The organism is Bacillus kexueae (assembly GCF_022809095.1).
In the GTDB taxonomy this organism is placed as follows: Bacteria; Bacillota; Bacilli; order Bacillales; family Aeribacillaceae; genus Bacillus_BZ; species Bacillus_BZ kexueae.
Map to the genome: position 1 here is coordinate 1 of NZ_JALAZE010000013.1, position 21,907 is coordinate 21,907.

25 protein-coding genes, 1 rRNA gene and 2 other annotated features are annotated in these 21,907 nt (G+C 39.1%); all 26 genes read left to right on the forward strand.

Annotated elements, in window-relative coordinates; all coding sequences use genetic code 11:
* Positions 1-12: 12 nt before the first annotated feature.
* The 26 genes from rrf to ML543_RS15805 all read left to right on the forward strand — a co-directional run bounded on the left by rrf (position 13) and on the right by ML543_RS15805 (position 21,884).
* Positions 13-125: ribosomal RNA gene (rrf, locus tag ML543_RS15680) — 5S ribosomal RNA — on the forward strand.
* A 342-nt stretch (positions 126-467) separates the two neighbouring features.
* Complete coding sequence (locus tag ML543_RS15685; protein ID WP_243388363.1) at positions 468-1,133, forward strand: MgtC/SapB family protein; 666 nt, start codon at positions 468-470, stop codon at positions 1,131-1,133.
* Between the two features lie 117 nt (positions 1,134-1,250).
* A complete protein-coding gene (locus tag ML543_RS15690) occupies positions 1,251-1,712 on the forward strand; it encodes a CtsR family transcriptional regulator (protein ID WP_341482368.1) in 462 nt (153 codons plus the stop codon).
* 12 nt (positions 1,713-1,724) lie between these two features.
* Complete coding sequence (locus ML543_RS15695) at positions 1,725-2,267, forward strand: protein-arginine kinase activator protein McsA (protein WP_243388428.1); 543 nt, start codon at positions 1,725-1,727, stop codon at positions 2,265-2,267.
* Between the two features lie 2 nt (positions 2,268-2,269).
* On the forward strand, positions 2,270-3,361 hold the full coding sequence (locus ML543_RS15700; RefSeq protein WP_243388364.1) for a protein-arginine kinase McsB: 1,092 nt from the start codon (positions 2,270-2,272) through the stop codon (positions 3,359-3,361).
* Positions 3,358-5,793, forward strand: a complete 2,436-nt coding sequence (gene clpC, locus ML543_RS15705) for an ATP-dependent protease ATP-binding subunit ClpC (protein ID WP_243388365.1) — start codon at positions 3,358-3,360, stop codon at positions 5,791-5,793. The genes ML543_RS15700 and clpC overlap by 4 nt, the downstream gene beginning before the upstream one ends.
* Before the next feature lie 146 nt (positions 5,794-5,939).
* Positions 5,940-7,316 carry a DNA repair protein RadA gene (gene radA / locus ML543_RS15710; RefSeq protein WP_243388366.1) on the forward strand — a complete coding sequence of 459 codons (1,377 nt, stop codon included), beginning with the start codon at positions 5,940-5,942 and terminating at the stop codon, positions 7,314-7,316.
* A 3-nt stretch (positions 7,317-7,319) separates the two neighbouring features.
* Entirely contained in the window at positions 7,320-8,402 is a 1,083-nt protein-coding gene (gene disA / locus ML543_RS15715; RefSeq protein WP_243388367.1) for a DNA integrity scanning diadenylate cyclase DisA, read from the forward strand.
* A gap of 112 nt (positions 8,403-8,514) precedes the next feature.
* The gene (locus ML543_RS15720; RefSeq protein WP_243388368.1) at positions 8,515-9,612 is read left to right on the forward strand and encodes a PIN/TRAM domain-containing protein; all 1,098 of its coding nucleotides are present in this window, start codon (positions 8,515-8,517) and stop codon (positions 9,610-9,612) included.
* A gap of 11 nt (positions 9,613-9,623) precedes the next feature.
* Positions 9,624-10,325 (forward strand): 2-C-methyl-D-erythritol 4-phosphate cytidylyltransferase, encoded by a 702-nt coding sequence (gene ispD, locus ML543_RS15725; protein ID WP_243388369.1) that lies wholly within the window; start codon positions 9,624-9,626, stop codon positions 10,323-10,325.
* Entirely contained in the window at positions 10,313-10,804 is a 492-nt protein-coding gene (gene ispF, locus ML543_RS15730) for a 2-C-methyl-D-erythritol 2,4-cyclodiphosphate synthase (protein ID WP_243388370.1), read from the forward strand. Before ispD ends, ispF begins: the two co-directional genes overlap by 13 nt.
* Before the next feature lie 114 nt (positions 10,805-10,918).
* On the forward strand, positions 10,919-12,367 hold the full coding sequence (gene gltX / locus ML543_RS15735) for a glutamate--tRNA ligase (RefSeq protein WP_243388371.1): 1,449 nt from the start codon (positions 10,919-10,921) through the stop codon (positions 12,365-12,367).
* Between the two features lie 39 nt (positions 12,368-12,406).
* Positions 12,407-12,641 (forward strand) — a binding site (T-box leader).
* Between the two features lie 292 nt (positions 12,642-12,933).
* Positions 12,934-13,584 carry a serine O-acetyltransferase gene (cysE, locus tag ML543_RS15740; RefSeq protein WP_243388372.1) on the forward strand — a complete coding sequence of 217 codons (651 nt, stop codon included), beginning with the start codon at positions 12,934-12,936 and terminating at the stop codon, positions 13,582-13,584.
* Entirely contained in the window at positions 13,581-14,978 is a 1,398-nt protein-coding gene (cysS, locus tag ML543_RS15745; RefSeq protein WP_243388373.1) for a cysteine--tRNA ligase, read from the forward strand. Before cysE ends, cysS begins: the two co-directional genes overlap by 4 nt.
* 2 nt (positions 14,979-14,980) lie before the next feature.
* On the forward strand, positions 14,981-15,400 hold the full coding sequence (locus ML543_RS15750; RefSeq protein ID WP_243388429.1) for a Mini-ribonuclease 3: 420 nt from the start codon (positions 14,981-14,983) through the stop codon (positions 15,398-15,400).
* Positions 15,393-16,139, forward strand: a complete 747-nt coding sequence (rlmB, locus tag ML543_RS15755) for a 23S rRNA (guanosine(2251)-2'-O)-methyltransferase RlmB (protein WP_243388374.1) — start codon at positions 15,393-15,395, stop codon at positions 16,137-16,139. Before ML543_RS15750 ends, rlmB begins: the two co-directional genes overlap by 8 nt.
* A gap of 1 nt (position 16,140) precedes the next feature.
* Positions 16,141-16,650, forward strand: coding sequence for an NYN domain-containing protein (locus ML543_RS15760; RefSeq protein WP_243388375.1), 510 nt, complete (start codon positions 16,141-16,143; stop codon positions 16,648-16,650).
* Between the two features lie 125 nt (positions 16,651-16,775).
* Positions 16,776-17,405 (forward strand): RNA polymerase sporulation sigma factor SigH, encoded by a 630-nt coding sequence (sigH, locus tag ML543_RS15765; RefSeq protein ID WP_279326707.1) that lies wholly within the window; start codon positions 16,776-16,778, stop codon positions 17,403-17,405.
* A 66-nt stretch (positions 17,406-17,471) separates the two neighbouring features.
* The gene (gene rpmG, locus ML543_RS15770; RefSeq protein ID WP_243388377.1) at positions 17,472-17,621 is read left to right on the forward strand and encodes a 50S ribosomal protein L33; all 150 of its coding nucleotides are present in this window, start codon (positions 17,472-17,474) and stop codon (positions 17,619-17,621) included.
* 15 nt (positions 17,622-17,636) lie between these two features.
* A complete protein-coding gene (secE, locus tag ML543_RS15775; RefSeq protein WP_243388378.1) occupies positions 17,637-17,819 on the forward strand; it encodes a preprotein translocase subunit SecE in 183 nt (60 codons plus the stop codon).
* Positions 17,820-17,963: 144 nt separating this feature from the next.
* Positions 17,964-18,497 (forward strand): transcription termination/antitermination protein NusG, encoded by a 534-nt coding sequence (gene nusG / locus ML543_RS15780; RefSeq protein WP_243388379.1) that lies wholly within the window; start codon positions 17,964-17,966, stop codon positions 18,495-18,497.
* Between the two features lie 189 nt (positions 18,498-18,686).
* Positions 18,687-19,112: a 50S ribosomal protein L11 gene (gene rplK / locus ML543_RS15785; RefSeq protein WP_243388380.1), complete on the forward strand. Its 426-nt coding sequence runs from the start codon at positions 18,687-18,689 to the stop codon at positions 19,110-19,112.
* Positions 19,113-19,220: 108 nt separating this feature from the next.
* Positions 19,221-19,922, forward strand: a complete 702-nt coding sequence (gene rplA / locus ML543_RS15790; protein WP_243388381.1) for a 50S ribosomal protein L1 — start codon at positions 19,221-19,223, stop codon at positions 19,920-19,922.
* Between the two features lie 50 nt (positions 19,923-19,972).
* Positions 19,973-20,113 (forward strand) — a sequence feature (ribosomal protein L10 leader region).
* Positions 20,114-20,157: 44 nt separating this feature from the next.
* Positions 20,158-20,658 carry a 50S ribosomal protein L10 gene (gene rplJ / locus ML543_RS15795; RefSeq protein ID WP_243388382.1) on the forward strand — a complete coding sequence of 167 codons (501 nt, stop codon included), beginning with the start codon at positions 20,158-20,160 and terminating at the stop codon, positions 20,656-20,658.
* Between the two features lie 65 nt (positions 20,659-20,723).
* Positions 20,724-21,089 (forward strand): 50S ribosomal protein L7/L12, encoded by a 366-nt coding sequence (gene rplL / locus ML543_RS15800; protein ID WP_243388383.1) that lies wholly within the window; start codon positions 20,724-20,726, stop codon positions 21,087-21,089.
* A gap of 192 nt (positions 21,090-21,281) precedes the next feature.
* Entirely contained in the window at positions 21,282-21,884 is a 603-nt protein-coding gene (locus ML543_RS15805; RefSeq protein ID WP_243388384.1) for a class I SAM-dependent methyltransferase, read from the forward strand.
* The last annotated feature ends 23 nt before the right edge of the window (positions 21,885-21,907 follow it).

Sequence of the window (21,907 nt, forward strand, 5' to 3'; positions counted from 1 at the left end):
CTTAAATAAGTGTCTGGTGGCGATAGCGAAGAGGTCACACCCGTTCCCATACCGAACACGGAAGTTAAGCTCTTCAGCGCCGATGGTAGTTGGGTTTTCCCTGTGAGAGTAGGACGCTGCCAGGCAAGTGAAACGAAAGAGTAGCGAATGAGCTACTCTTTTTTTGCATGCACATCTCGTAAAGCACAGGACAATTACTTATATTAAATCACTTTCTAAAATAGTTTCATGAATTCTGTTCCACAATGTAAAAGACCGACAACAAACACAACCACAGCGTTTAATAATTCTCCTGTCACCCTTCACGAACTCCTCATAACAACAGATACAATTTTATTTACCTTTCACTTTTTTTACATAAAGCATAAAATTTATAATTTTTCTCATATACATAATACAATCAACAAATTTTTTCGATAGAGACTCTAGTAAAAATAATCAGTACTCATTCAAAAGGAGTGAGGGGGATGTTCGACGATTCTGGTGTTATGTTTCTAAGGCTTATTTTAGCAGCCCTTCTTTGTGGGGTTATTGGTATAGAGCGTGAGGTTAAGCGTCATCCAGCCGGATTTCGTACACATTTACTGGTTGGGGTAGGGGCATGTTTAATGATGCTACTTTCATTATTTGGTTTTTCTCAATTTTTGGAGGAAAATCAGCACGTTCAATATGATCCAGCACGGATTCCATCTTATGTAATAAGTGGAATAGGCTTTTTAGGGGCTGGTACCATTTTAGTTAAAGGTGCTACGGTTAAGGGATTAACAACTGCTGCATCTATATGGGTTGTAGCAGGAATTGGACTTGTTATTGGTGCGGGTATGTATGATTTAGCTGCATTTTCGACAGCAGTTGTGTTACTAAGTCTTATATTCTTAAATAAAATGGATCCTGTTCTTAAAGGTTCTCATGACCGTATTATAAAAGCTGTATTTTTTGACGGAGAGTTAGGGGAGTTTGTTCAAAAGTTAGAAGAAATGGATGTATTAGTTGATCGGGTTTACTTACTAAATATAAAGTCGAAAACGGGAAAAAAACAATTTCAATATGTTATTCGTGCGAAAGGTGCAGGAAATAGTGCAACCTTTATGGAAGAAATAAAAAAAGTAAATGGTGTGCAAAAGGTTTTCTAATCTGAAAAAATGGTAATATTAGTCATAATGAGCATATGAGTTGAAAAAATTACTCAATGCAATTATAGTAAAACTAAGGTCAAATATAGTCAAAGTCAATGCGAGGAGGAGGGCTGTGTGAGAAATATTTCAGACATTATTGAACAATACTTAAAAGCGGTATTGGACATGAGTGAAAAAGAGGTAGTTGAAATTAAAAGAAGTGAGATTGCAGACAAATTCCAGTGTGTTCCTTCTCAGATCAATTATGTGATAAATACACGTTTTACGATTGAGCGTGGGTATATTGTAGAGAGTAAAAGAGGTGGCGGCGGCTATATTCGAATTATAAAGGTTAAGACGAATGATCACGTACAGCTCATTAATGAAATCTTGAGTATAGTAGGAAATCGGCTGACTCAAACAGCTGCTGAGGATATTATTATTCGTTTAGTGGAAGAGAGTGTTATTTCAGAACGAGAGGCTAAGATTATGTTAAGTGTTATTGATCGTTCTGTTATATATATTGATATCCCAGATCGAGATGAACTTCGCGCACGAATGGTGCACGCGATGTTGACATCGTTGAAATACAAATAAGGTGGTGAAATGATGATTTGTCAAGAATGTCAAGAGCGACCGGCAACCTTTCATTTCACAAAAGTTGTTAATGGAGAAAAAACGGAAGTTCATATATGTGAGTATTGTGCAAAAGAAAAGGGAGAAGTAATGTTCTCTAACAGTGGGTTTTCTGTCAATAACTTATTATCTGGACTTTTAAACATCGATACACCTATGACGCAGAAGGAACAATCAATTTTCCCTCATCACGACGTTTTACAATGTGAACAATGTAAGATGACATATCCTCAATTCACTAAAATTGGACGATTTGGTTGTTCGAACTGTTATCGTAAGTTTAGGCAACAAATTCAGCCATTATTACGAAGAGTGCATAGTGGTAACAGTGTTCATGCAGGAAAGGTGCCGAAGCGTATTGGTGGTACAGTTCACTTAAAGAAAAAAGTTGATGAGTTAAGGGAGAAGCTTCAAAAACTCATCGTACAAGAAGAGTTCGAGCAGGCAGCACTTGTTCGAGATGAAATTCGTTCCATTGAATCTAAGCTAAATGGTCCAAGTGAGGAGAGTGAATAAAAATGGAATTGAAAAATTTCATTAATTCAGCTTTGAGTGCTTGGATGAGTGAAGAAGGTCCAGATTCAGATATTGTATTAAGCAGTCGCATTCGTTTAGCTCGTAATTTGGATCATTTCCGTTATCCAACGATTTTTTCAAATGAAGATGCACAAAATATTTTACGTATTTTTGAGGATCAATTTTCCAACCGGACCGTCCCAGGTGTTGGGGAGCTTACTTTACTGAAGATGGCTGAGCTTCAACCGGTAGAAAAAAGAGTGTTAGTTGAAAAGCATCTAATTAGCCCAGCACTTTATGAAGACTCCATTTATGGAGGAGTGCTTCTTTCAGAAAACGAAAAAGTAAGTATTATGATTAACGAAGAAGACCATATTCGCATTCAATGCTTATACCCAGGTCTTCAATTAAGCGAAGCTCTTCATATGGCTAACTCTTTCGATGATTGGATTGAACAAAAAGTAGACTATGCTTATGACGAGCAATTAGGATACTTAACAAGCTGCCCAACTAATGTAGGAACTGGTTTAAGAGCATCTGTTATGATGCATTTACCAGCGCTAGTCCTCACACAACAAATGAACCGTATTATTCCAGCTATTAATCAATTAGGGCTAGTTGTTAGAGGAATTTACGGTGAAGGTAGCGAAGCTTTAGGTAATATCTTTCAGATTTCAAATCAAATGACATTAGGGAAATCAGAAGAAGATATTGTGGAAGATTTATTGAGTGTGGTTAAGCAGTTGATATCAAAAGAGCGTTCAGCAAGAGAAGCGTTAGTGCAAACGAATAAGATACAGCTGGAAGATCGATTGTATCGCTCATTAGGAACTTTATCTCATAGTCGGATTATACATTCAAAAGAAGCAATTCAATGTTTGTCTGATGTTCGCTTAGGAATTGATTTAGGTATTATTCAAGGAATTTCTAAAAACATTTTGAATGAGCTGATGATTTTAATACAACCTGGGTTTCTTCAGAATTATTCAGGAGGTACTTTACGACCAGAAGAGCGAGATATCCGAAGAGCAACCGTTATTCGAGAACGATTACAATTAGAGAAACAGAATAGATGGGAGGATGAAGAAGAATGATGTTTGGAAGATTTACAGAACGTGCTCAAAAAGTGTTAGCTTTAGCACAGGAGGAAGCTGTAAGACTAGGTCACAATAATATTGGAACTGAACATATTTTATTAGGCTTAGTTCGTGAAGGAGAAGGGATTGCAGCTAAAGCGTTGCAAGCATTAGGTCTAAGTCCAGATAAAATTCAAACAGAAGTGGAGAGCTTAATTGGTCGTGGTCAAGAGATCTCACAAACCATTCATTATACGCCGCGTGCGAAGAAGGTCATTGAGTTATCCATGGATGAAGCGAGAAAGCTAGGTCACTCATATGTCGGTACAGAACATATTCTATTAGGGTTAATCCGTGAAGGAGAGGGAGTAGCAGCTCGCGTACTTAATAATCTTGGAGTCAGCTTAAATAAAGCTCGTCAACAAGTGCTTCAACTACTAGGAAGCAATGAATCTTCTTCAGGTCATCAAGGTGGTTCGATGAATAATGCGAATACACCAACGTTAGACAGCTTAGCTCGTGATTTAACCGCTGTGGCGCGAGATGGCGGACTCGACCCTGTTATTGGGCGAAGCAAAGAAATTCAGCGTGTCATTGAGGTGTTGAGCCGTCGTACGAAAAACAACCCTGTTTTAATTGGTGAACCAGGCGTTGGTAAAACGGCTATTGCTGAAGGATTAGCACAACAAATTATTAACAATGAAGTTCCGGAAATTCTCCGTGACAAACGTGTAATGACGTTAGATATGGGTACAGTTGTCGCTGGAACGAAATATCGCGGAGAATTTGAAGATCGTCTGAAAAAGGTGATGGATGAAATACGTCAAGCGGGTAATATTATTCTCTTCATTGACGAATTACACACATTAATTGGAGCTGGAGGAGCAGAGGGAGCAATTGACGCTTCTAATATTTTAAAACCTGCTCTAGCACGTGGCGAACTTCAATGTATTGGTGCCACAACATTAGATGAATATCGAAAATATATTGAAAAAGACGCTGCGTTAGAACGTCGCTTCCAGCCAATTCAAGTAGACGAACCGACAGTAGAAGAAAGCATTCAAATTTTAAGAGGACTACGTGATCGCTATGAAGCTCATCATCGTGTATCCATTACAGATGAAGCGATTGAAGCAGCTGTAAAATTATCTGATCGCTATATTTCAGATCGCTTCCTGCCGGATAAAGCTATCGACTTAATTGATGAAGCTGGTTCAAAGGTTCGATTACGTTCCTTTACAACACCGCCTAACTTAAAAGAGTTAGAAAATAAATTAGAAGAAGTTCGGAAAGAAAAAGATGCAGCTGTTCAAAGTCAGGAGTTTGAAAAGGCCGCTTCTTTACGTGATACAGAGCAACGTTTACGCGAACAATTAGAGGAAACGAAAAAGACGTGGAAAGAAAAGCAAGGACAAGAAAATTCTGAAGTCACAGTAGAAGACATCGCAATCGTTGTTTCTAGCTGGACGGGAGTCCCTGTAAGTAAGCTAGCACAAACAGAAACAGATAAACTTCTCAAATTAGAGTCTATTTTACATGACCGTGTTATTGGCCAAGATGAAGCGGTTGTAGCTGTTTCAAAGGCAGTCCGCCGTGCTCGTGCAGGATTAAAAGATCCGAAACGTCCAATTGGTTCATTTATTTTCTTAGGACCAACGGGTGTCGGAAAGACAGAGTTAGCTCGTGCGTTAGCTGAGTCGATGTTTGGCGATGAAGATGCAATGATTCGTATTGATATGTCAGAGTATATGGAGAAACACTCTACATCACGTTTAGTAGGTTCTCCTCCAGGGTATGTTGGTTATGATGAGGGAGGACAATTAACAGAGAAGGTTCGACGCAAGCCGTATTCAGTTGTCCTATTAGATGAGATTGAAAAAGCGCATCCGGATGTATTCAACATTTTACTTCAAGTTTTAGAAGATGGACGATTAACGGATTCGAAGGGGCGTACTGTTGATTTCCGTAATACGATTGTTATCATGACGTCTAACGTAGGCGCAAGTGAACTAAAACGTAACAAATATGTAGGATTTAACGTTCAAGATGAGGGGAAAGATTATAAAGACATGAAAGGGAAGGTTATGAACGAACTGAAAAGAGCGTTCCGACCTGAGTTTTTAAACCGTGTCGATGAAATTATTGTCTTCCACTCACTCGAACAAAACCACTTAAAACAAATTGCAACGTTAATGACTGATCAATTGACAAAACGCCTAATAGAACAAGATATCCAGCTTGAACTAACGGAAGCTGCTAAGGATAAATTAGCCGAAGAAGGTTTTGACCCTGAGTATGGAGCTCGTCCATTACGCCGAGCGATTCAGAAAAATGTAGAAGATCGCTTATCAGAAGAGCTGTTAAAAGGAACGATTGAAAAAGGTCAAAAAGTGGTATTAGATGTTGATGCTGGTGAGTTTATAGTACGACCAGCAGAAAAAGTGAAATAACACGATCTATGGGAGGCATACGAAATCATTTGTATGCCTCTTTTTTCAAGAGTGAAGAGTATTTTTGAAAAAAGTACGAATTCTTTTATGAATTCAACATAAATAGACAGAATGAACGGTATTTTAGTAAAGAGAGGGCATTTACGATGGCGAAACAGAAAACAAAATTTATTTGTCAATCTTGTGGTTATGAATCACCGAAATGGATGGGAAAATGTCCTGGTTGCGGTGCTTGGAACACGATGTCAGAAGAGGTTTTGAAAAAAACAACTGGAAGACGTATTGCGTTTGCACATTCGGAGCCATCTGTTGTTAGCAAACCTTCATCAATCAATACAATTGAAACTTCCCAAGAACCACGGATTCAAACATCTCTGAAAGAATTAAATCGTGTGCTCGGTGGCGGGATTGTAAAAGGGTCGCTCGTCTTAATTGGTGGAGATCCGGGTATCGGTAAATCAACGTTGCTTCTGCAAGTATCCTCACAATTAGCCAACTTACAGCACGATGTTTTGTACATTTCAGGAGAAGAATCGGTTAAACAAACGAAGCTCCGTGCTGATCGATTAGGTATTCGGGCGGAGAAGCTATATGTCTTAGCTGAGACGGATTTAGAATATATCTCTAAGGCAATTGATGAAACGAACCCTTCCTTCGTTGTCGTGGACTCTATTCAAACAATTTATCATAGTGATATCACATCAGCGCCTGGGAGTGTTTCGCAAGTTCGTGAATGTACGGCGGAACTTATGCGAATTGCTAAAACGAAAGGGATTGCCATTTTTATTGTCGGTCATGTTACGAAAGAAGGTTCCATTGCAGGTCCAAGGCTATTGGAGCATATGGTTGACACCGTTTTATATTTTGAAGGAGAGAGGCATCATACGTACCGTATTTTACGAGCAGTTAAGAACCGTTTTGGATCAACGAATGAAATTGGGATTTTTGAAATGAAGGAAACAGGATTATCTGAGGTGGTCAATCCTTCTGAAATTTTTCTTGAAGAACGGTCAAAAGGAGCCTCGGGATCTACTGTAGTTGCTTCAATGGAAGGAACACGCCCGGTTCTTGTTGAAATACAAGCATTAATATCTCCCACTAGTTTTGGAAATCCTAGAAGAATGGCAACAGGGGTAGATCATAACCGTGTATCACTGTTAATGGCTGTATTAGAGAAGAGAATAGGTTTATTATTACAAAATCAAGATGCATATATTAAAGTAGCAGGTGGTGTGAAGTTAGATGAACCTGCTATCGACTTGGCTGTTGCGATTAGTATTGCATCTAGTTTTAAGGATCATCCGACAAGAGCCACAGATGTCTTCGTTGGCGAGGTTGGATTGACAGGAGAAGTAAGAAGAGTATCCCGTATTGAGCAAAGAGTGCAAGAAGCGGCGAAGCTAGGTTTTCAACGTGTTATTATTCCGAAAGCAAATATTGGAGGGTGGAATGGACCATCTGGTGTTGAATTAGTAGGTGTTGAAAATGTATATGAGGCACTTCAAGTTGCCTTAGGGGGATAGAGAATGAATGAAAAAGAAAAAAGAATGTACGAATACACACTAACCGAGATTTTACGGTTTGTAGCACCTGGTACCCCTATTCGAGAAGGTATTGAAAATGTTTTGCGAGCTAAAACTGGAGGCCTTATAGTCGTTGGGTTCGATGAGAAAGTGAAGCAAATTGTCGACGGGGGCTTCTACATCAATACACCTTTTTCAGCAGCTCATTTGTATGAACTCGCTAAAATGGATGGAGCCATTATTTTAAGCGAGACGGGTAATAAGATTTTATACGCGAATGCTCAATTAATGCCAGACCCTAAAACGCCTTCTTCAGAGACTGGAATGCGTCACCGTACGGCTGAGCGTGTAGCGCGTCAAACCGGGAGCTTAGTCATTGCCATTTCTCAAAGGAGGAATGTTATTACTCTTTATTATGGTGAGTTCCATTATGCTCTACGTGATATCGGAGTTATTTTAACGAAAGCGAACCAAGCTTTGCAGACACTTGAGAAATATCATTCGGTGTTGGAGCAGTCCATTGCCCAACATAATGCGTTAGAGTTAGAGGATGCAGTGACGATGGACGATGTGATTCAAGTATTGCATCGTATTGAAATGGTGCTTCGGATTAAAAATGAGATTACCACCTATGTAAATGAGTTAGGAGAAGAAGGACAATTGATTCGTCTTCAAATGAACGAACTTTTATCAAACGTGGAAGAAGAAGCGGCGTTGTTTATTAAAGATTACCATAACGAGTTTACAAAGGAGCCACTTTTAGCTGTTCATCATTTACAGACGTTATCCAACCGTGAATTGTTAGATGATCATGTGTTGTTAAAGTTATTAGGGTATGGCCCGTCTAGTAATTTAAATGCTCATATGACATCGAGAGGGTATAGGTTATTACACAAAATTCATAAGCTTCCTTCTATCGTTATAGAAAATTTAGTCTGTCGTTTTAAAAATTTGAAACAAATCTCAGCTGCATCCGTAGAACAATTAGACGATGTAGATGGAATTGGTGAAATCCGTGCGAAAAAAATTAAAGAAGGGCTAAAGCGGCTTCACGAACAGTATTGTGTCGATAGATATTTATCCTAATGGTCATGCTTTACACCTAGTTTGCATTATGATTACATTTTACAAAAAAATATTTCTTTCTACGTTTGAATTGATATAAAGTGTTTATAATGAATGAAAGGGAGGTGAAGGTATGTTGAAACGTATTGTTCAAGTATTTTTTCTATTCGTTGGAGGTACTTTAGGGGTAATCTTTATACCGCAATTATTATTTGTTTTAAATTTACAACACATACCTTTTATATTAACACCTTATGTTTGTGCATTGTTAGGAGCGATTATTTTTTATGTAGCCACATTTTGGCTTGTGGATACAGTCGTTAATTCCATTAAAATCGTGGAAGAGAAGCTTGTGAAAGCCCCGGTTACGGACTTATTATTTGGTAGTCTAGGATTAATTTTTGGATTAATTATTGCTTATCTCATTGGTATTTCCCTAAATGCCCTTCCATATCCAATTATAAATAATATCGTACCTATCTTTTTAACGATTTTATTAGGATATTTAGGTTTTCAAATTGGTAATAAAAAGCGCGATGAATTGATTAGTTTATTTTCGATTTCGGGAAAAATGGGAAAACGTAAAAACAATACGGACAATGAAGACGAAGTAGAGGATAAGAAAAGTCTTAAAATATTAGACACTAGTGTTATTATAGATGGTAGGATTGCAGACATATGTCAAACAGGGTTTTTAGATGGAACCATCATTATTCCTCAGTTCGTTCTAGAAGAGCTACAACATATTGCTGACTCCTCCGATGTGTTAAAACGTAATCGAGGGAGACGGGGACTTGACATATTGAATCGTATTCAAAAAGAAATCGATATTAAAGTAGAGATTTATGAAGGTGATTTTGAAGACATTCAAGAGGTTGATAGTAAGCTAGTGAAGCTTGCGAAGCTCATCTCAGGCATTGTTGTAACCAATGATTTTAATTTAAATAAAGTTTGTGAGCTACAAGGCGTACAAGTACTGAATATTAATGATCTTGCTAATGCTGTAAAGCCGATCGTACTTCCGGGAGAAGAGCTAAATGTTCAAGTCATAAAAGATGGAAAAGAGCATAATCAAGGTGTAGCCTATTTAGATGATGGAACGATGATTGTTGTTGAAGATGGCCGTGATTATATTGGGAAGCATATTGATGTTTTAGTTACGAGTGTACTCCAAACCTCTGCTGGACGTATGATATTTGCAAAACCGAAATTATTAGAAAAAGCTTTATAAGGGGAAAAAAGATGAAGTATCAGGTCGTGATTCCTGCCGCTGGTCAGGGCAAGCGTATGAAAGCAGGGAAGAATAAACAGTTTATTTTATTGGACTCACAACCGCTTATCATCCATACCTTAAAAGTGTTTGAGAGTGATCCGAATTGTGATGGAGTTATTCTCGTTGTTAATCAGAAAGAGGTAGACGAATTTCGCACCCTTTTATCAACATATCAAATCAAAAAGGTTAGGAAGTTGGTACAAGGAGGAGCGGAACGTCAATATAGTGTATATAATGGCTTGCGCCAAGTAGATGGAGACGGTATTGTTCTGATTCATGACGGAGCTCGACCGTTTGTGAAGATTTCCTCTATTCAGAAGCTGGTGGATAAGGCAGCGAAAAGTGGAGCGGCTGTTCTTGCCGTACCAGTGAAGGACACGGTGAAAAAGGTTAACGATTTAGAGGTAGTCAATACCGTTGATCGTTCTAGCTTGTGGGCGGTACAAACCCCACAAGCTTTTCGTCTTTCCGTCGTCTTAAAGGCTCACGAGCAAGCGATTCAGAATCACTTTTTAGGAACAGATGATGCAAGTTTAGTCGAAGAAATGGGGCATAAGGTGTCCATTGTAGAAGGGAACTATTTAAACTTAAAAGTAACAACACCGGAAGATATCCTTTTTGCCGAAGCGATTTTGAAACAAGAAAGAGAGGGTAAAACATGTTTCGAATAGGACAAGGGTTTGATGTTCATCAATTAGTGGAAGGGCGTCCATGCATCATTGGTGGAATTGAAATCCCTTATGAAAAAGGGCTTTTAGGTCATTCAGATGCGGATGTTTTATTACATACAATTGCTGACGCTTGTTTAGGAGCGATTGCAGAAGGGGATATAGGAAAGCACTTTCCAGATACGGATCCAGCTTTTAAAAATGCAGACTCTGCTAAACTTTTACAGCATGTTTGGGAGCTTGTAAAAGAGAAGGGCTATGTCCTGGGGAATATTGACTGCACGATTATTGCGCAAAAGCCAAAAATGGCACCGTACATCCCACAAATGCGTGAACGGATTGCTCAATTATTAGAGGCAGACATTAGTCAAGTAAATGTAAAAGCAACTACGACAGAAAAACTCGGGTTTACAGGTCGAGGAGAAGGGATTGCGTCTCAAGCTTCTGTTTTACTTGTTCAAAAGAACACGGATTCTTTTTGATTGAAAAGATAATTGGTGATAAAATAACCTTGGGTTTTTACGAGGAAAATGGAACAAATAAAGAATCCACATTTAAACTAGATAAATCATCATAACTTTGGAGGTGCCAAAAACATGGCAAATAACGAAGTAAGAGTACGATATGCGCCAAGTCCAACAGGACACTTACATATTGGAAATGCACGTACTGCGCTTTTTAACTATTTATTTGCTCGAAACCAAAACGGGAAGTTTATTATCCGTATTGAAGATACAGATAAAAAACGAAATATTGAAGGTGGCGAACTCAGTCAGCTTAAGTATTTAAAATGGCTAGGAATTGACTGGGACGAAAGTATTGATGTAGGAGGCGAATTTGGCCCTTACCGTCAATCCGAGCGTAATGATATTTATAAAAAATATTATGACGATCTTCTGGAAAGAGGACTTGCTTACAAATGTTATTGTACGGAAGAAGAGCTTGAGCAAGAACGTGAAGCTCAAATTGCTCGAAGTGAAATGCCTCGCTATTCTGGTAAATGTGCGAACTTAACGGATGCTGAGCGTGAGGCGCTAGAAAAAGAAGGTAGACAACCAAGTGTACGTTTCCGCGTTCCGAAAGGAAAAGTATATAACTGGAATGATATGGTCAAGGGAGATATCTCTTTTGAATCAGACGGAATTGGTGATTTCGTTATTGTCAAAAAAGATGGAACACCTACGTACAATTTTGCTGTAGCAATCGATGACTACTTAATGAAAATTTCACATGTTTTACGTGGGGAAGACCATATTTCCAACACCCCAAAACAAATGATGGTATATGAGTCATTTGGATGGGATGTTCCGAAGTATGGACATATGACATTGATTGTGAACGAAAACCGTAAAAAGTTAAGTAAGCGTGATGAAAGCATTATTCAATTTATTGAACAGTATGCGGATTTAGGATATTTACCAGAAGCATTATTTAACTTCATCGCTTTACTAGGTTGGTCCCCAGTTGGAGAAGAAGAGATCTTCAGCCAAGAAGAGTTTATTCAAATCTTTGATGCGGATCGATTATCAAAATCTCCAGCCGTGTTTGATACACAAAAACTTAAGTGGATGAACAACCAATACATGAAGAACCTTGAACTCGATAAAGTGGTTGACTTAGCGCTTCCACACTTAGTTCGTGCGGGGCGTGTAACGGAAGAAGATAAAGAATGGGCAGTACGTCTGATTTCGTTATATCAAGAGCAATTAAGTTATGGAGCAGAAATTGTTGAATTAACAGAAATGTTCTTTAAAACAGAAATTGCTTATGATGAGGAAGCAAAAGCTGTGCTTAGTGAAGAGCAAGTGCCAGAAGTTTTAAAAGCTTTCAAAGAAGAAGTGCAAGCTTTAGATGAATTTACGGCTGAAAATATTAAAAAGGCTATTAAATCTGTTCAAAAAGCGACAGGCCAAAAAGGAAAGAAATTATTTATGCCAATTCGTGTTGCTACGACTGGGCAAACTCACGGTCCGGAGCTCCCGCTTGCAATCGAACTTTTAGGAAAAGAGAAGATTGTAGCCCGTTTAGAAAGTGTTTTAAGTTAACTTTTTGGCTAAAATGTAATATAGTATGTATAAATCATGTTGAAAGCGTTGAGAAGGATAAGTAAGCGTATTTACCTTTTTAGAGAGAACCTCCTTGGCTGGAAGAGGTTTAAGAGTAAATATGTCTGAAATGCCCCTTCGAGCCTTTTGTCGAACGTCCGATTGGTCAAGTAGATAAAAGCGGTTCTCACCGTTATATGAGCGAGAGTTGAGGAATGGAAGAAGACTCTTTCTTTCCTAAACAGAGTGGAACCGCGCGAATAGCGTCTCTGTCGATACAGAGGCGCTATTTTTTTATTGTTACAGAAAGTTTAAGTTCAATAAAGTGTTAAAGTATTCTCTTTACAGTTTCAGCTCGGGTCGCTTCGGCCCTGCTGTGGCGACGGAAGCCTCCTCGCAGGTCCTCCAGCGCCGGAATGTCACAGAGTGAAGCTATGTTTTGGTAAAGGAATATGCAAGAAGGTCATATACGTCGTTTCATTTAAAGATTTGGTGCCCATTTGAAGCTGTTGTTTTCAACAATGAGTAGTTCATGAAAGCCAATGTTAATATTGGAGGGGGATGCAATGTTTAAAATGTTAAAGGAGGATGTGGAGGTCATCTTTGATCAAGACCCTGCCGCACGTTCTTACTTGGAGGTCATCCTAACATATTCTGGTCTTCACGCTGTTTGGTCACATCGCGTTGCTCATGCTCTATATAAACGAAAGTTTTTCTTTCTTGCTAGAGTTATTTCCCAAATTAGTCGATTTTTCACCGGTGTTGAGATTCACCCGGGAGCTAAAATTGGCAGAAGATTTTTCATAGACCATGGAATGGGTGTAGTGATCGGTGAAACATGTGAGATTGGTGACAATGTGACAGTATACCAAGGTGTTACACTAGGTGGTACAGGAAAAGAGAAAGGGAAACGGCACCCTACTATTAAAGATAATGCTCTCATTGCAACAGGAGCTAAAGTATTAGGGTCCATAACGATAGGGGAAAATTCTAAAGTAGGAGCTGGTTCAGTCGTTTTGCATGACGTGCCTGATCATTCAACGGTCGTTGGCATTCCTGGTCGAGTCGTAGTACAAAATGGGGTTAAAGTTCAGAAGGATTTAAATCATCACGATTTACCTGATCCAGTAGCAGATCGCTTTAAAGAACTTGAAAAAGAACTTGAAACGTTAAAGGATGAATTGAAGCAACTTAAAGAAAAGGAGCGGGTGCAATGAGTATTCAAATATTTAATACGTTATCTCGAAAGAAAGAGCCTTTTATTCCGTTAGAAGATGGAAAAGTGAAAATGTATGTGTGTGGTCCTACAGTATATAACTACATTCATATTGGAAATGCTCGCCCTGCTATTGTGTACGATACTGTTCGCCGCTATTTGCAATACAGAGGCTTTGATGTTCAATATGTCTCCAACTTTACTGATGTAGACGATAAATTAATTAAAGCAGCAAATGAACTTGGATCTGACGTGCCGACAATCGCAGAGCGTTTCATCGATGCGTATTTTGAAGACGTAACATCTCTTGGGTGTGAAAAGGCGGATGTTCATCCGCGAGTCACAGAAAATATGGACATCATTATCGAATTTATCGAGAAGCTTATTGAAAAAGGCTATGCTTATGAGTCTGAAGGAGATGTTTATTACAAAACGCGCTCGTTTGAAGGGTACGGAAAACTTTCACATCAGTCAGTGGACGAACTTCGTGCGGGTGCTCGTATTCAAGTCGGCGAGAAAAAACAAGATGCGCTAGACTTTGCCTTGTGGAAAGCGGCAAAAGAAGGCGAAATTTATTGGGATAGCCCGTGGGGGAAAGGTCGCCCAGGGTGGCACATCGAGTGCTCAGCAATGGCAAGAAAGTACTTAGGTGATACGATTGATATTCATGCTGGTGGGCAAGATTTAACATTTCCTCATCATGAAAATGAGATTGCCCAATCTGAAGCATTAACAGGAAAACCTTTTGCGAAGTATTGGATGCACAATGGTTACATCAACATTGATAACGAAAAAATGTCTAAGTCATTAGGGAACTTTATTTTGGTCCATGATATTGTGAAGAAGCATGATCCTCAATTATTACGCTTCTTTATGTTATCTGTCCATTATAGACACCCGATCAACTATTCAGAAGAGCTGTTAGAAAGTACGAAGAATGCTTTTGAACGTTTACGTACATCATATGGGAACTTAAAGCACCGTCTTAGTAGTAGTGCTAATTTGACGGATGATAACGATCGCTGGCTTAACGCAATTGACGAGCATCGTGCTAAGTTTATTGAAGAGATGGACGATGATTTTAATACTGCTAATGGGATTTCAGTTCTATTTGATTTAGCGAAGCAAGCGAACTATTACTTAGAAGAGAAGAACACATCTGAGCAAGTAATTCAAGCGTTCTTATCTGTTTTTGATGAACTTGGCGGGGTGTTAGGAATTTCTTTTGCTCAGAATGAGTTGCTTGATGAAGAAATCGAAGCGTTGATTGAAAAGCGTATTCAAGCGCGTAAAGACCGTAACTTTGCCCTTGCTGACGAGATCCGAGATCAGCTAAAAGAAATGAATATTATCTTGGAAGATACACCGCAAGGAACTAGATGGAAAAGAGGATGAAGATGTTCAGTTTAGAGCCGCTAAAGGACGCAAAACAATTTAACGGCCTTGCACTTGCCTATATGGGAGATGCTGTATATGAAGTGTATATACGGCACTTCCTCCTCTCAAAGGGGAATGTGAAGCCTCATATTTTGCATCGTTTATCCAAAGAATTTGTATCAGCGAAAGCGCAGGCTGCACATTTAGAACAATTAATGAACAATCAGTTATTTTCAGAAGAAGAATTGGCTGTCATCAAAAGAGGGCGGAATGCAAAGTCTGGTACTGTACCAAAAAATACCGATGTTCAAACATACCGTCATAGTACGGCGTTTGAGGCGCTAATTGGGTACTTGTATTTACAAGGAAATATCGAGCGCATAAATGAAATAATAGGCTTTATTATTGAAGAAAAGGAAGGAGGAACAAAAGATGAGTGAAGAATACATCGTCGGTCGTAATCCGGTTTTGGAAGCATTACGCTCCACTCGTGATATTCATAAATTATGGATTGCTGAGAACTCAAAGAAAGGACAAGCCCAGCAAATCCTTTCGCTTGCTAAAGAGAAAGGGGTATCCATTCAGTTTGTTCCGAAGAAAAAGTTAGATCAAATGTTTTCAGGTAATCATCAAGGTGTTGCTGCGCAAGTGGCAGCTTATCAATATAGTGATTTGGACGATTTGTTTCGTTTAGCAGAACAACGAAAGGAACAACCATTTTTCCTTTTATTAGATGAAATAGAAGATCCACATAACTTAGGATCTATCATGCGTACAGCTGATTCCGTAGGTGCTCACGGTATTATTATTCCGAAACGCCGTTCTGTCGGACTTACACAAGCAGTGGCGAAGGCCTCAACAGGTGCTATTGAATATATACCGGTAGCCCGGGTGACGAATTTAGCTAGAACCATTGAAGAATTAAAAGAGCGAGGCGTATGGATTGTTGGAACGGATGCAAAAGGGGCGGAGGATTACAGAACGCTGGATGGGCAAATGCCGCTTGCGCTTGTAATTGGAAGTGAAGGGAAAGGCATGAGTCGACTTATTCGTGAGAAGTGTGACTTCTTAGTGAAGCTCCCGATGATTGGAAAGGTCACATCGTTAAATGCCTCGGTTGCTGCCAGTCTATTAATGTATGAAGTATACCGAAAGCGATACCCGCTAGGAGAGAAATAATATGAATATCTTGCTTGTAGACGGGTATAACATCATAGGGGCATGGCCTGAACTTCAAGCATTAAAACAAGACAACCTAGAACACGCACGGGACTTGTTAGTTGAGAAGATGTCGGAGTATCAGGCATATACAGGCTTCCAAGTCATCATTGTGTTTGATGCCCATTTAGTAAAAGGAATCGAAAAAAAGTTAAAGTCTTCCCGTGTTGAAATCATCTTTACGCGGGAAAACGAAACAGCTGATGAACGAATTGAGAAGCTCGTGAAAACGATGCTGTCTGTGAAAAACAAAATTTACGTCGCTACATCTGATTATACGGAGCAATGGACGATCTTCTCTCAAGGTGCTTTACGAAAATCAGCTCGAGAACTTTTAATTGAAATGGAAACCATCGAAGAAGGAATTAAAAGAAGAGTAAAAAAAACGCAAGAAAATCGTCCTTATTCCAAAATTAAACTGTCAGAGGATGTAGCAGCGCAATTTGAAAAGTGGAGAAGAGGAAATCTTTAATTACGTGTTGGTATAAATTCTAGGCAGGTTGACGCTTTTCTTACTTGTAAAGTATAATATTTCTAAGAATTTCCTAAAGTACGGTCGGGGGGATCTGTGTGAGTGTAAAAGGCAACAAGGGGGAAATGGCAAAAAAAGCGCTGAAAAAGCTTGAGGATGAGCAAATTGTAGAGCTCGTTCATCAAGGAGACAGTGATGCGCTAGATTTTTTGATTACAAAATATCAAAATTTTGTGAGAGCTAAAGCTCGTTCATATTTTTTAATAGGTGCTGACCGTGAAGATATTGTTCAAGAAGGTATGATAGGGCTTTATAAAGCCATTCGTGATTTTAAAGAGGACAAGCTTACGTCTTTTAAGGCGTTTGCTGAACTTTGTATTACCCGCCAAATTATTACTGCGATTAAAACTGCAACCCGTCAAAAACATATTCCTCTGAACTCCTATGTTTCATTGGACAAACCCATTTATGATGAAGAGTCTGATCGTACGTTAATGGACGTTATCACTGGTGCAAAGGTGATGGACCCAGAAGAGCTGATTATCAATCAAGAAGAATTCGACGATATAGAAGTCAAGATGGGGGAACTTCTCTCAGATTTAGAGCGAAAAGTGTTAGTATTGTATTTAGATGGCCGTTCCTATCAAGAAATTTCAGAAGAGTTAAACAGGCATGTGAAATCCATTGATAATGCTCTCCAGCGTGTGAAGCGGAAGCTAGAGCGGTATTTAGAGTTGAGGGAAATAACGTCGTAATGCCGTTGACATGCAAAAACGAGCTATGATACATTTTAGTAGGATTAAAAGCGGTAGGTGTTATACATGCGAAAAAAGATTACGTTAGCTTGCAAACAATGTGGAAGCCGCAATTACTCTACAATGAAGAGTGCTAATAACGCTGCGGAACGGTTAGAAATACAAAAGTTTTGTAAGAGTTGCAACGCTCATACCCCTCATCGCGAAACAAAATAACTTTGGAGGTACACAATGCAGCGATTGACAAAGTTTTTCCGTGATGTTGCAAAAGAAATGAGAAAAGTTAGCTGGCCTAAAGGCAAAGAATTAACACGCTATACAATTGTTGTTCTTTCTACTGTTGCTTTTCTGTCAGTCTTTTTTGCGGTTATTGATTTAGGTATTTCTGAGCTAATTCGTTTTATTTTTGAATAAAACGTTCAGTATCATGCTATAATGGTAGATATTCGAATTTTCTAGAACCCGTTTAACGGGTTTTTTAATTGGAAAGATTTTTAGTAAGCTGCAAATATATATGAAACAACTATTGTTGGGGAGGGAAGGACCGAGTCCTGATATATGGAAAAGAACTGGTATGTAGTACACACTTATTCTGGTTACGAGAATAAGGTGAAGGCGAATTTAGAAAAGCGTGTTGAGTCAATGGGAATGCAAGACAAAATCTTCCGAGTGGTTGTACCGGAAGAAGAAGAAACTGATATTAAAAATGGTAAAACAAAAGTTTCAAAGAAAAAAGTATTTCCTGGTTACGTTTTAGTCGAGCTTGTTATGACAGACGACTCTTGGTATGTTGTGCGAAACACGCCGGGTGTTACAGGGTTTGTTGGTTCAACTGGTTCTGGATCAAAGCCTACCCCACTTCTTCCAGAAGAAGTGACAGTAATTTTAAAGCGCATGGGTATGGAAGATGCTCGTGTTGAGTTCGATTATGAATTAAAAGAGACCGTGAAGGTGACAGATGGTCCTTTTGCGGACTTCACAGGTTCTATCGAAGAAATTGATTTTGATAAAAATAAAGTGAAAGTTCTTGTGAATATGTTCGGCCGTGAAACGCCTGTAGAGCTAGAGTTCTCGCAAGTAGCCAAATTATAATTTTTTAAAACCACCTTGAAATAAAAACGAAATAGTGGTAATATGTCATAAGTCAGTATGTCTCACAAATGAGGCATATAGTTTTAAAAATTTGTTTTGTTGATCATTCATCTTATATAATGAATGTTTGTTATGAGTGGGAGGGTCAGAGCCCTATTACCACATCACGGACTTAAGGAGGTGTGTCTCGTGGCTAAAAAAGTAGTGAAAATTGTAAAATTACAAATCCCTGCTGGTAAAGCGAATCCAGCGCCACCTGTTGGTCCTGCATTAGGTCAGGCTGGTGTTAACATCATGGGATTCTGTAAGGAGTTCAACGCTCGTACAGCTGACCAAGCTGGCTTAATTATCCCTGTTGAAATCACGGTTTACGAAGACCGTTCATTTACATTTATTACGAAAACTCCACCTGCTGCTGTCTTATTAAAGAAAGCTGCTGGTATTGAGTCTGGTTCTGGTGAACCGAATCGTAATAAAGTTGCAACAATCAAACGCGACAAAGTGCGTGAGATTGCTGAAACGAAAATGCCTGACTTAAACGCAGCTAGCGTTGAAGCAGCAATGCGTATGGTAGAAGGTACTGCACGCAGCATGGGTATCGTCATCGAAGACTAATCCCATAGTTGTTGTCGTTTTTCGGGTTGCGAGTTTGGTTTGTATCAAGTTCGCAACCTTTATTCGTGGGAGGTTATTCCGCTAAAACCACATAAGGAGGAAATAGTTATGCCGAAAAAAGGAAAAAAATATCTTGAAGCTGCTAAATTAGTAGATCGTGCGAAAGCTTACGATGTAAAAGAAGCAATTGAATTAGTTAAGAAAACAAGTGTTACTAAATTTGATGCGACTGTAGAAGTTGCATTCCGTTTAGGGGTTGACCCTCGTAAAAATGACCAACAAATCCGTGGAGCAGTTGTTTTACCAAACGGTACTGGTAAAACTCAACGCGTTTTAGTTTTCGCTAAAGGTGAAAAAGCGAAAGAAGCAGAAGCTGCAGGTGCAGATTATGTTGGAGATGCTGATTACATCAACAAAATCCAACAAGGTTGGTTTGATTTTGATGTAGTAGTTGCAACTCCAGACATGATGGCTGAAGTTGGTAAATTAGGTCGTGTGCTTGGTCCTAAAGGATTAATGCCAAACCCTAAAACTGGTACAGTAACTTTCGAAGTAGAAAAAGCTGTTAACGAAATCAAAGCTGGTAAAGTTGAATACCGTGTAGATAAAGCAGGAAACATCCACGTGCCAATCGGTAAAGTTTCTTTCGAAAGCGAGAAGTTAGTTGAAAACTTCACAACAATTTATGAAACTTTATTAAAAGCTAAGCCTGCTGCTGCGAAAGGTACTTACATGAAAAATATCGCAGTAACTTCTACAATGGGTCCTGGCGTACGTGTTGACGCTTCTACATTCGTTGTAACAAACTAATGCTTGACACATAAAAATCAACTTGTTATAATAACAAATGTTGTTTAAATGAATAGATTTCATTTATACCGTAGACAGTAGGTGCCGTTGGCTTAATTTCCTACCGAGGTGTGATTCGATAGATTAAGCGATCCGTATGCTTATTTGTTTAATCCCTCCATGTCTACACATGGAGGTTTTTTACATGCACCGAACGGTATAAGTGCTCACTTTCAATCTACAGGAGGTGTAACAAATGAGCAGCGCAATCGAACAAAAGAAACTGATTGTAGACGAAATTGCTGGTAAATTCCGTGATAGCGTTTCTACAATTATCGTTGACTACCGTGGTCTTAACGTTGCGGAGGTAACTGAACTTCGTAAAAAGCTTCGTGAAGCTGGTGTCGAGTTCAAAGTTTACAAAAACACATTAACTCGTCGTGCTGTAGAGCAAGCTGAGTTAACTGAGCTTAACGACGCGCTTACTGGTCCGAATGCGATTGCATTCAGCACAGAAGACGTTGTAGCTCCTGCGAAAATCTTAAACGATTTCGCGAAAGAGCATGAAGCTCTTGAAATTAAAGCTGGTGTTATCGAAGGAAACGTTGCAACTGCTGAAGAAGTTAAAGCGATTGCTGATCTTCCTTCACGCGAAGGTTTACTTTCTATGTTACTATCTGTTCTTCAAGCTCCAATGCGCAACTTTGCACTTGCTGCAAAAGCTGTGGCGGACCAAAAAGAAGAGCAAGGTGCATAATAGAAACCGACCAATTCAAACTTGCTTGTTAACGATATAAAACCAAAAATAAGGAGGAAAAACAAATGACTAAAGAGCAAATTATTGATGCTATTAAAGAAATGACAGTTCTTGAACTTAACGACTTAGTTAAAGCTATCGAAGAGGAATTCGGCGTAACTGCTGCTGCTCCTGTAGCTGTAATGGGTGGCGCTGCTGGTGGCGACGCTGCTGCTGAGAAAACTGAATTTGATTTAGTACTTGCTGATGCTGGTGCTCAAAAAATCAAAGTTATCAAAGTTGTTCGCGAAATCACTGGTCTTGGCTTAAAAGAAGCTAAAGAATTAGTAGACAACACTCCAAAACCACTTAAAGAAGGTATCGCGAAAGAAGAAGCTGAAGAACTTAAAGCTAAACTTGAAGAAGTTGGCGCTTCTGTCGAAGTTAAGTAATAACGTTCTTTACAACGAAAAGCTCGCTGATTTTAAGCGGGCTTTTTCTCTTCTTATAGTATTGTCGGCCAATGATTTACAACGTGGTCATTATTTTCTTAGGTTTACTAACATGTTAGTTCCTTCTTTTCTATTTGAGTTGTACGTGTAAAGGCGACTACGTACACGTTATTTTTTAAAGGGGGGTAAATTATGAGTGAGCATTATTATTCAAAGCAACCATCTGTGGAAAGTAACCCTCATTCCTTTTCGTATACGTTAAAAGGGAAAGTTTTTCAATTCACTTCAGACTCCGGGGTGTTTTCCAAAAATGAGGTGGACTTCGGTTCGAGGTTATTAATTGAAACATTTAAACTTCCAACTGTTTCTGGCGATATATTGGATGTAGGTTGTGGTTATGGTCCGATTGGGATTTCGCTTGCATCGGTAGATTCTAGTCGTCGTGTTGATATGATCGATGTGAATGAACGGGCGATAGCGTTGGCGAAGAAGAATGCGGAAGCTAACGGGGTTTTAAATGTTGATGTCTTTCAAAGTGATATCTTTGAGAATGTCGTGAAAGATAGTTATGCTGCAATAGTAACCAATCCGCCGATTCGAGCTGGGAAACAAACGGTTCACAATATATTTGAGGGAAGCTTCGACCGGTTGATAGCTGGTGGTGAGCTTTGGGTAGTCATTCAGAAAAAACAAGGAGCCCCTTCGGCTATTAAAAAATTGGAAGAACTATTTTCCGAAGTGGAAGTAGTAGAAAAGAAAAAGGGCTACTATATTATTAGAGCGAAAAAAGATTGACTTCGATTTTTAGCTATGTTAAC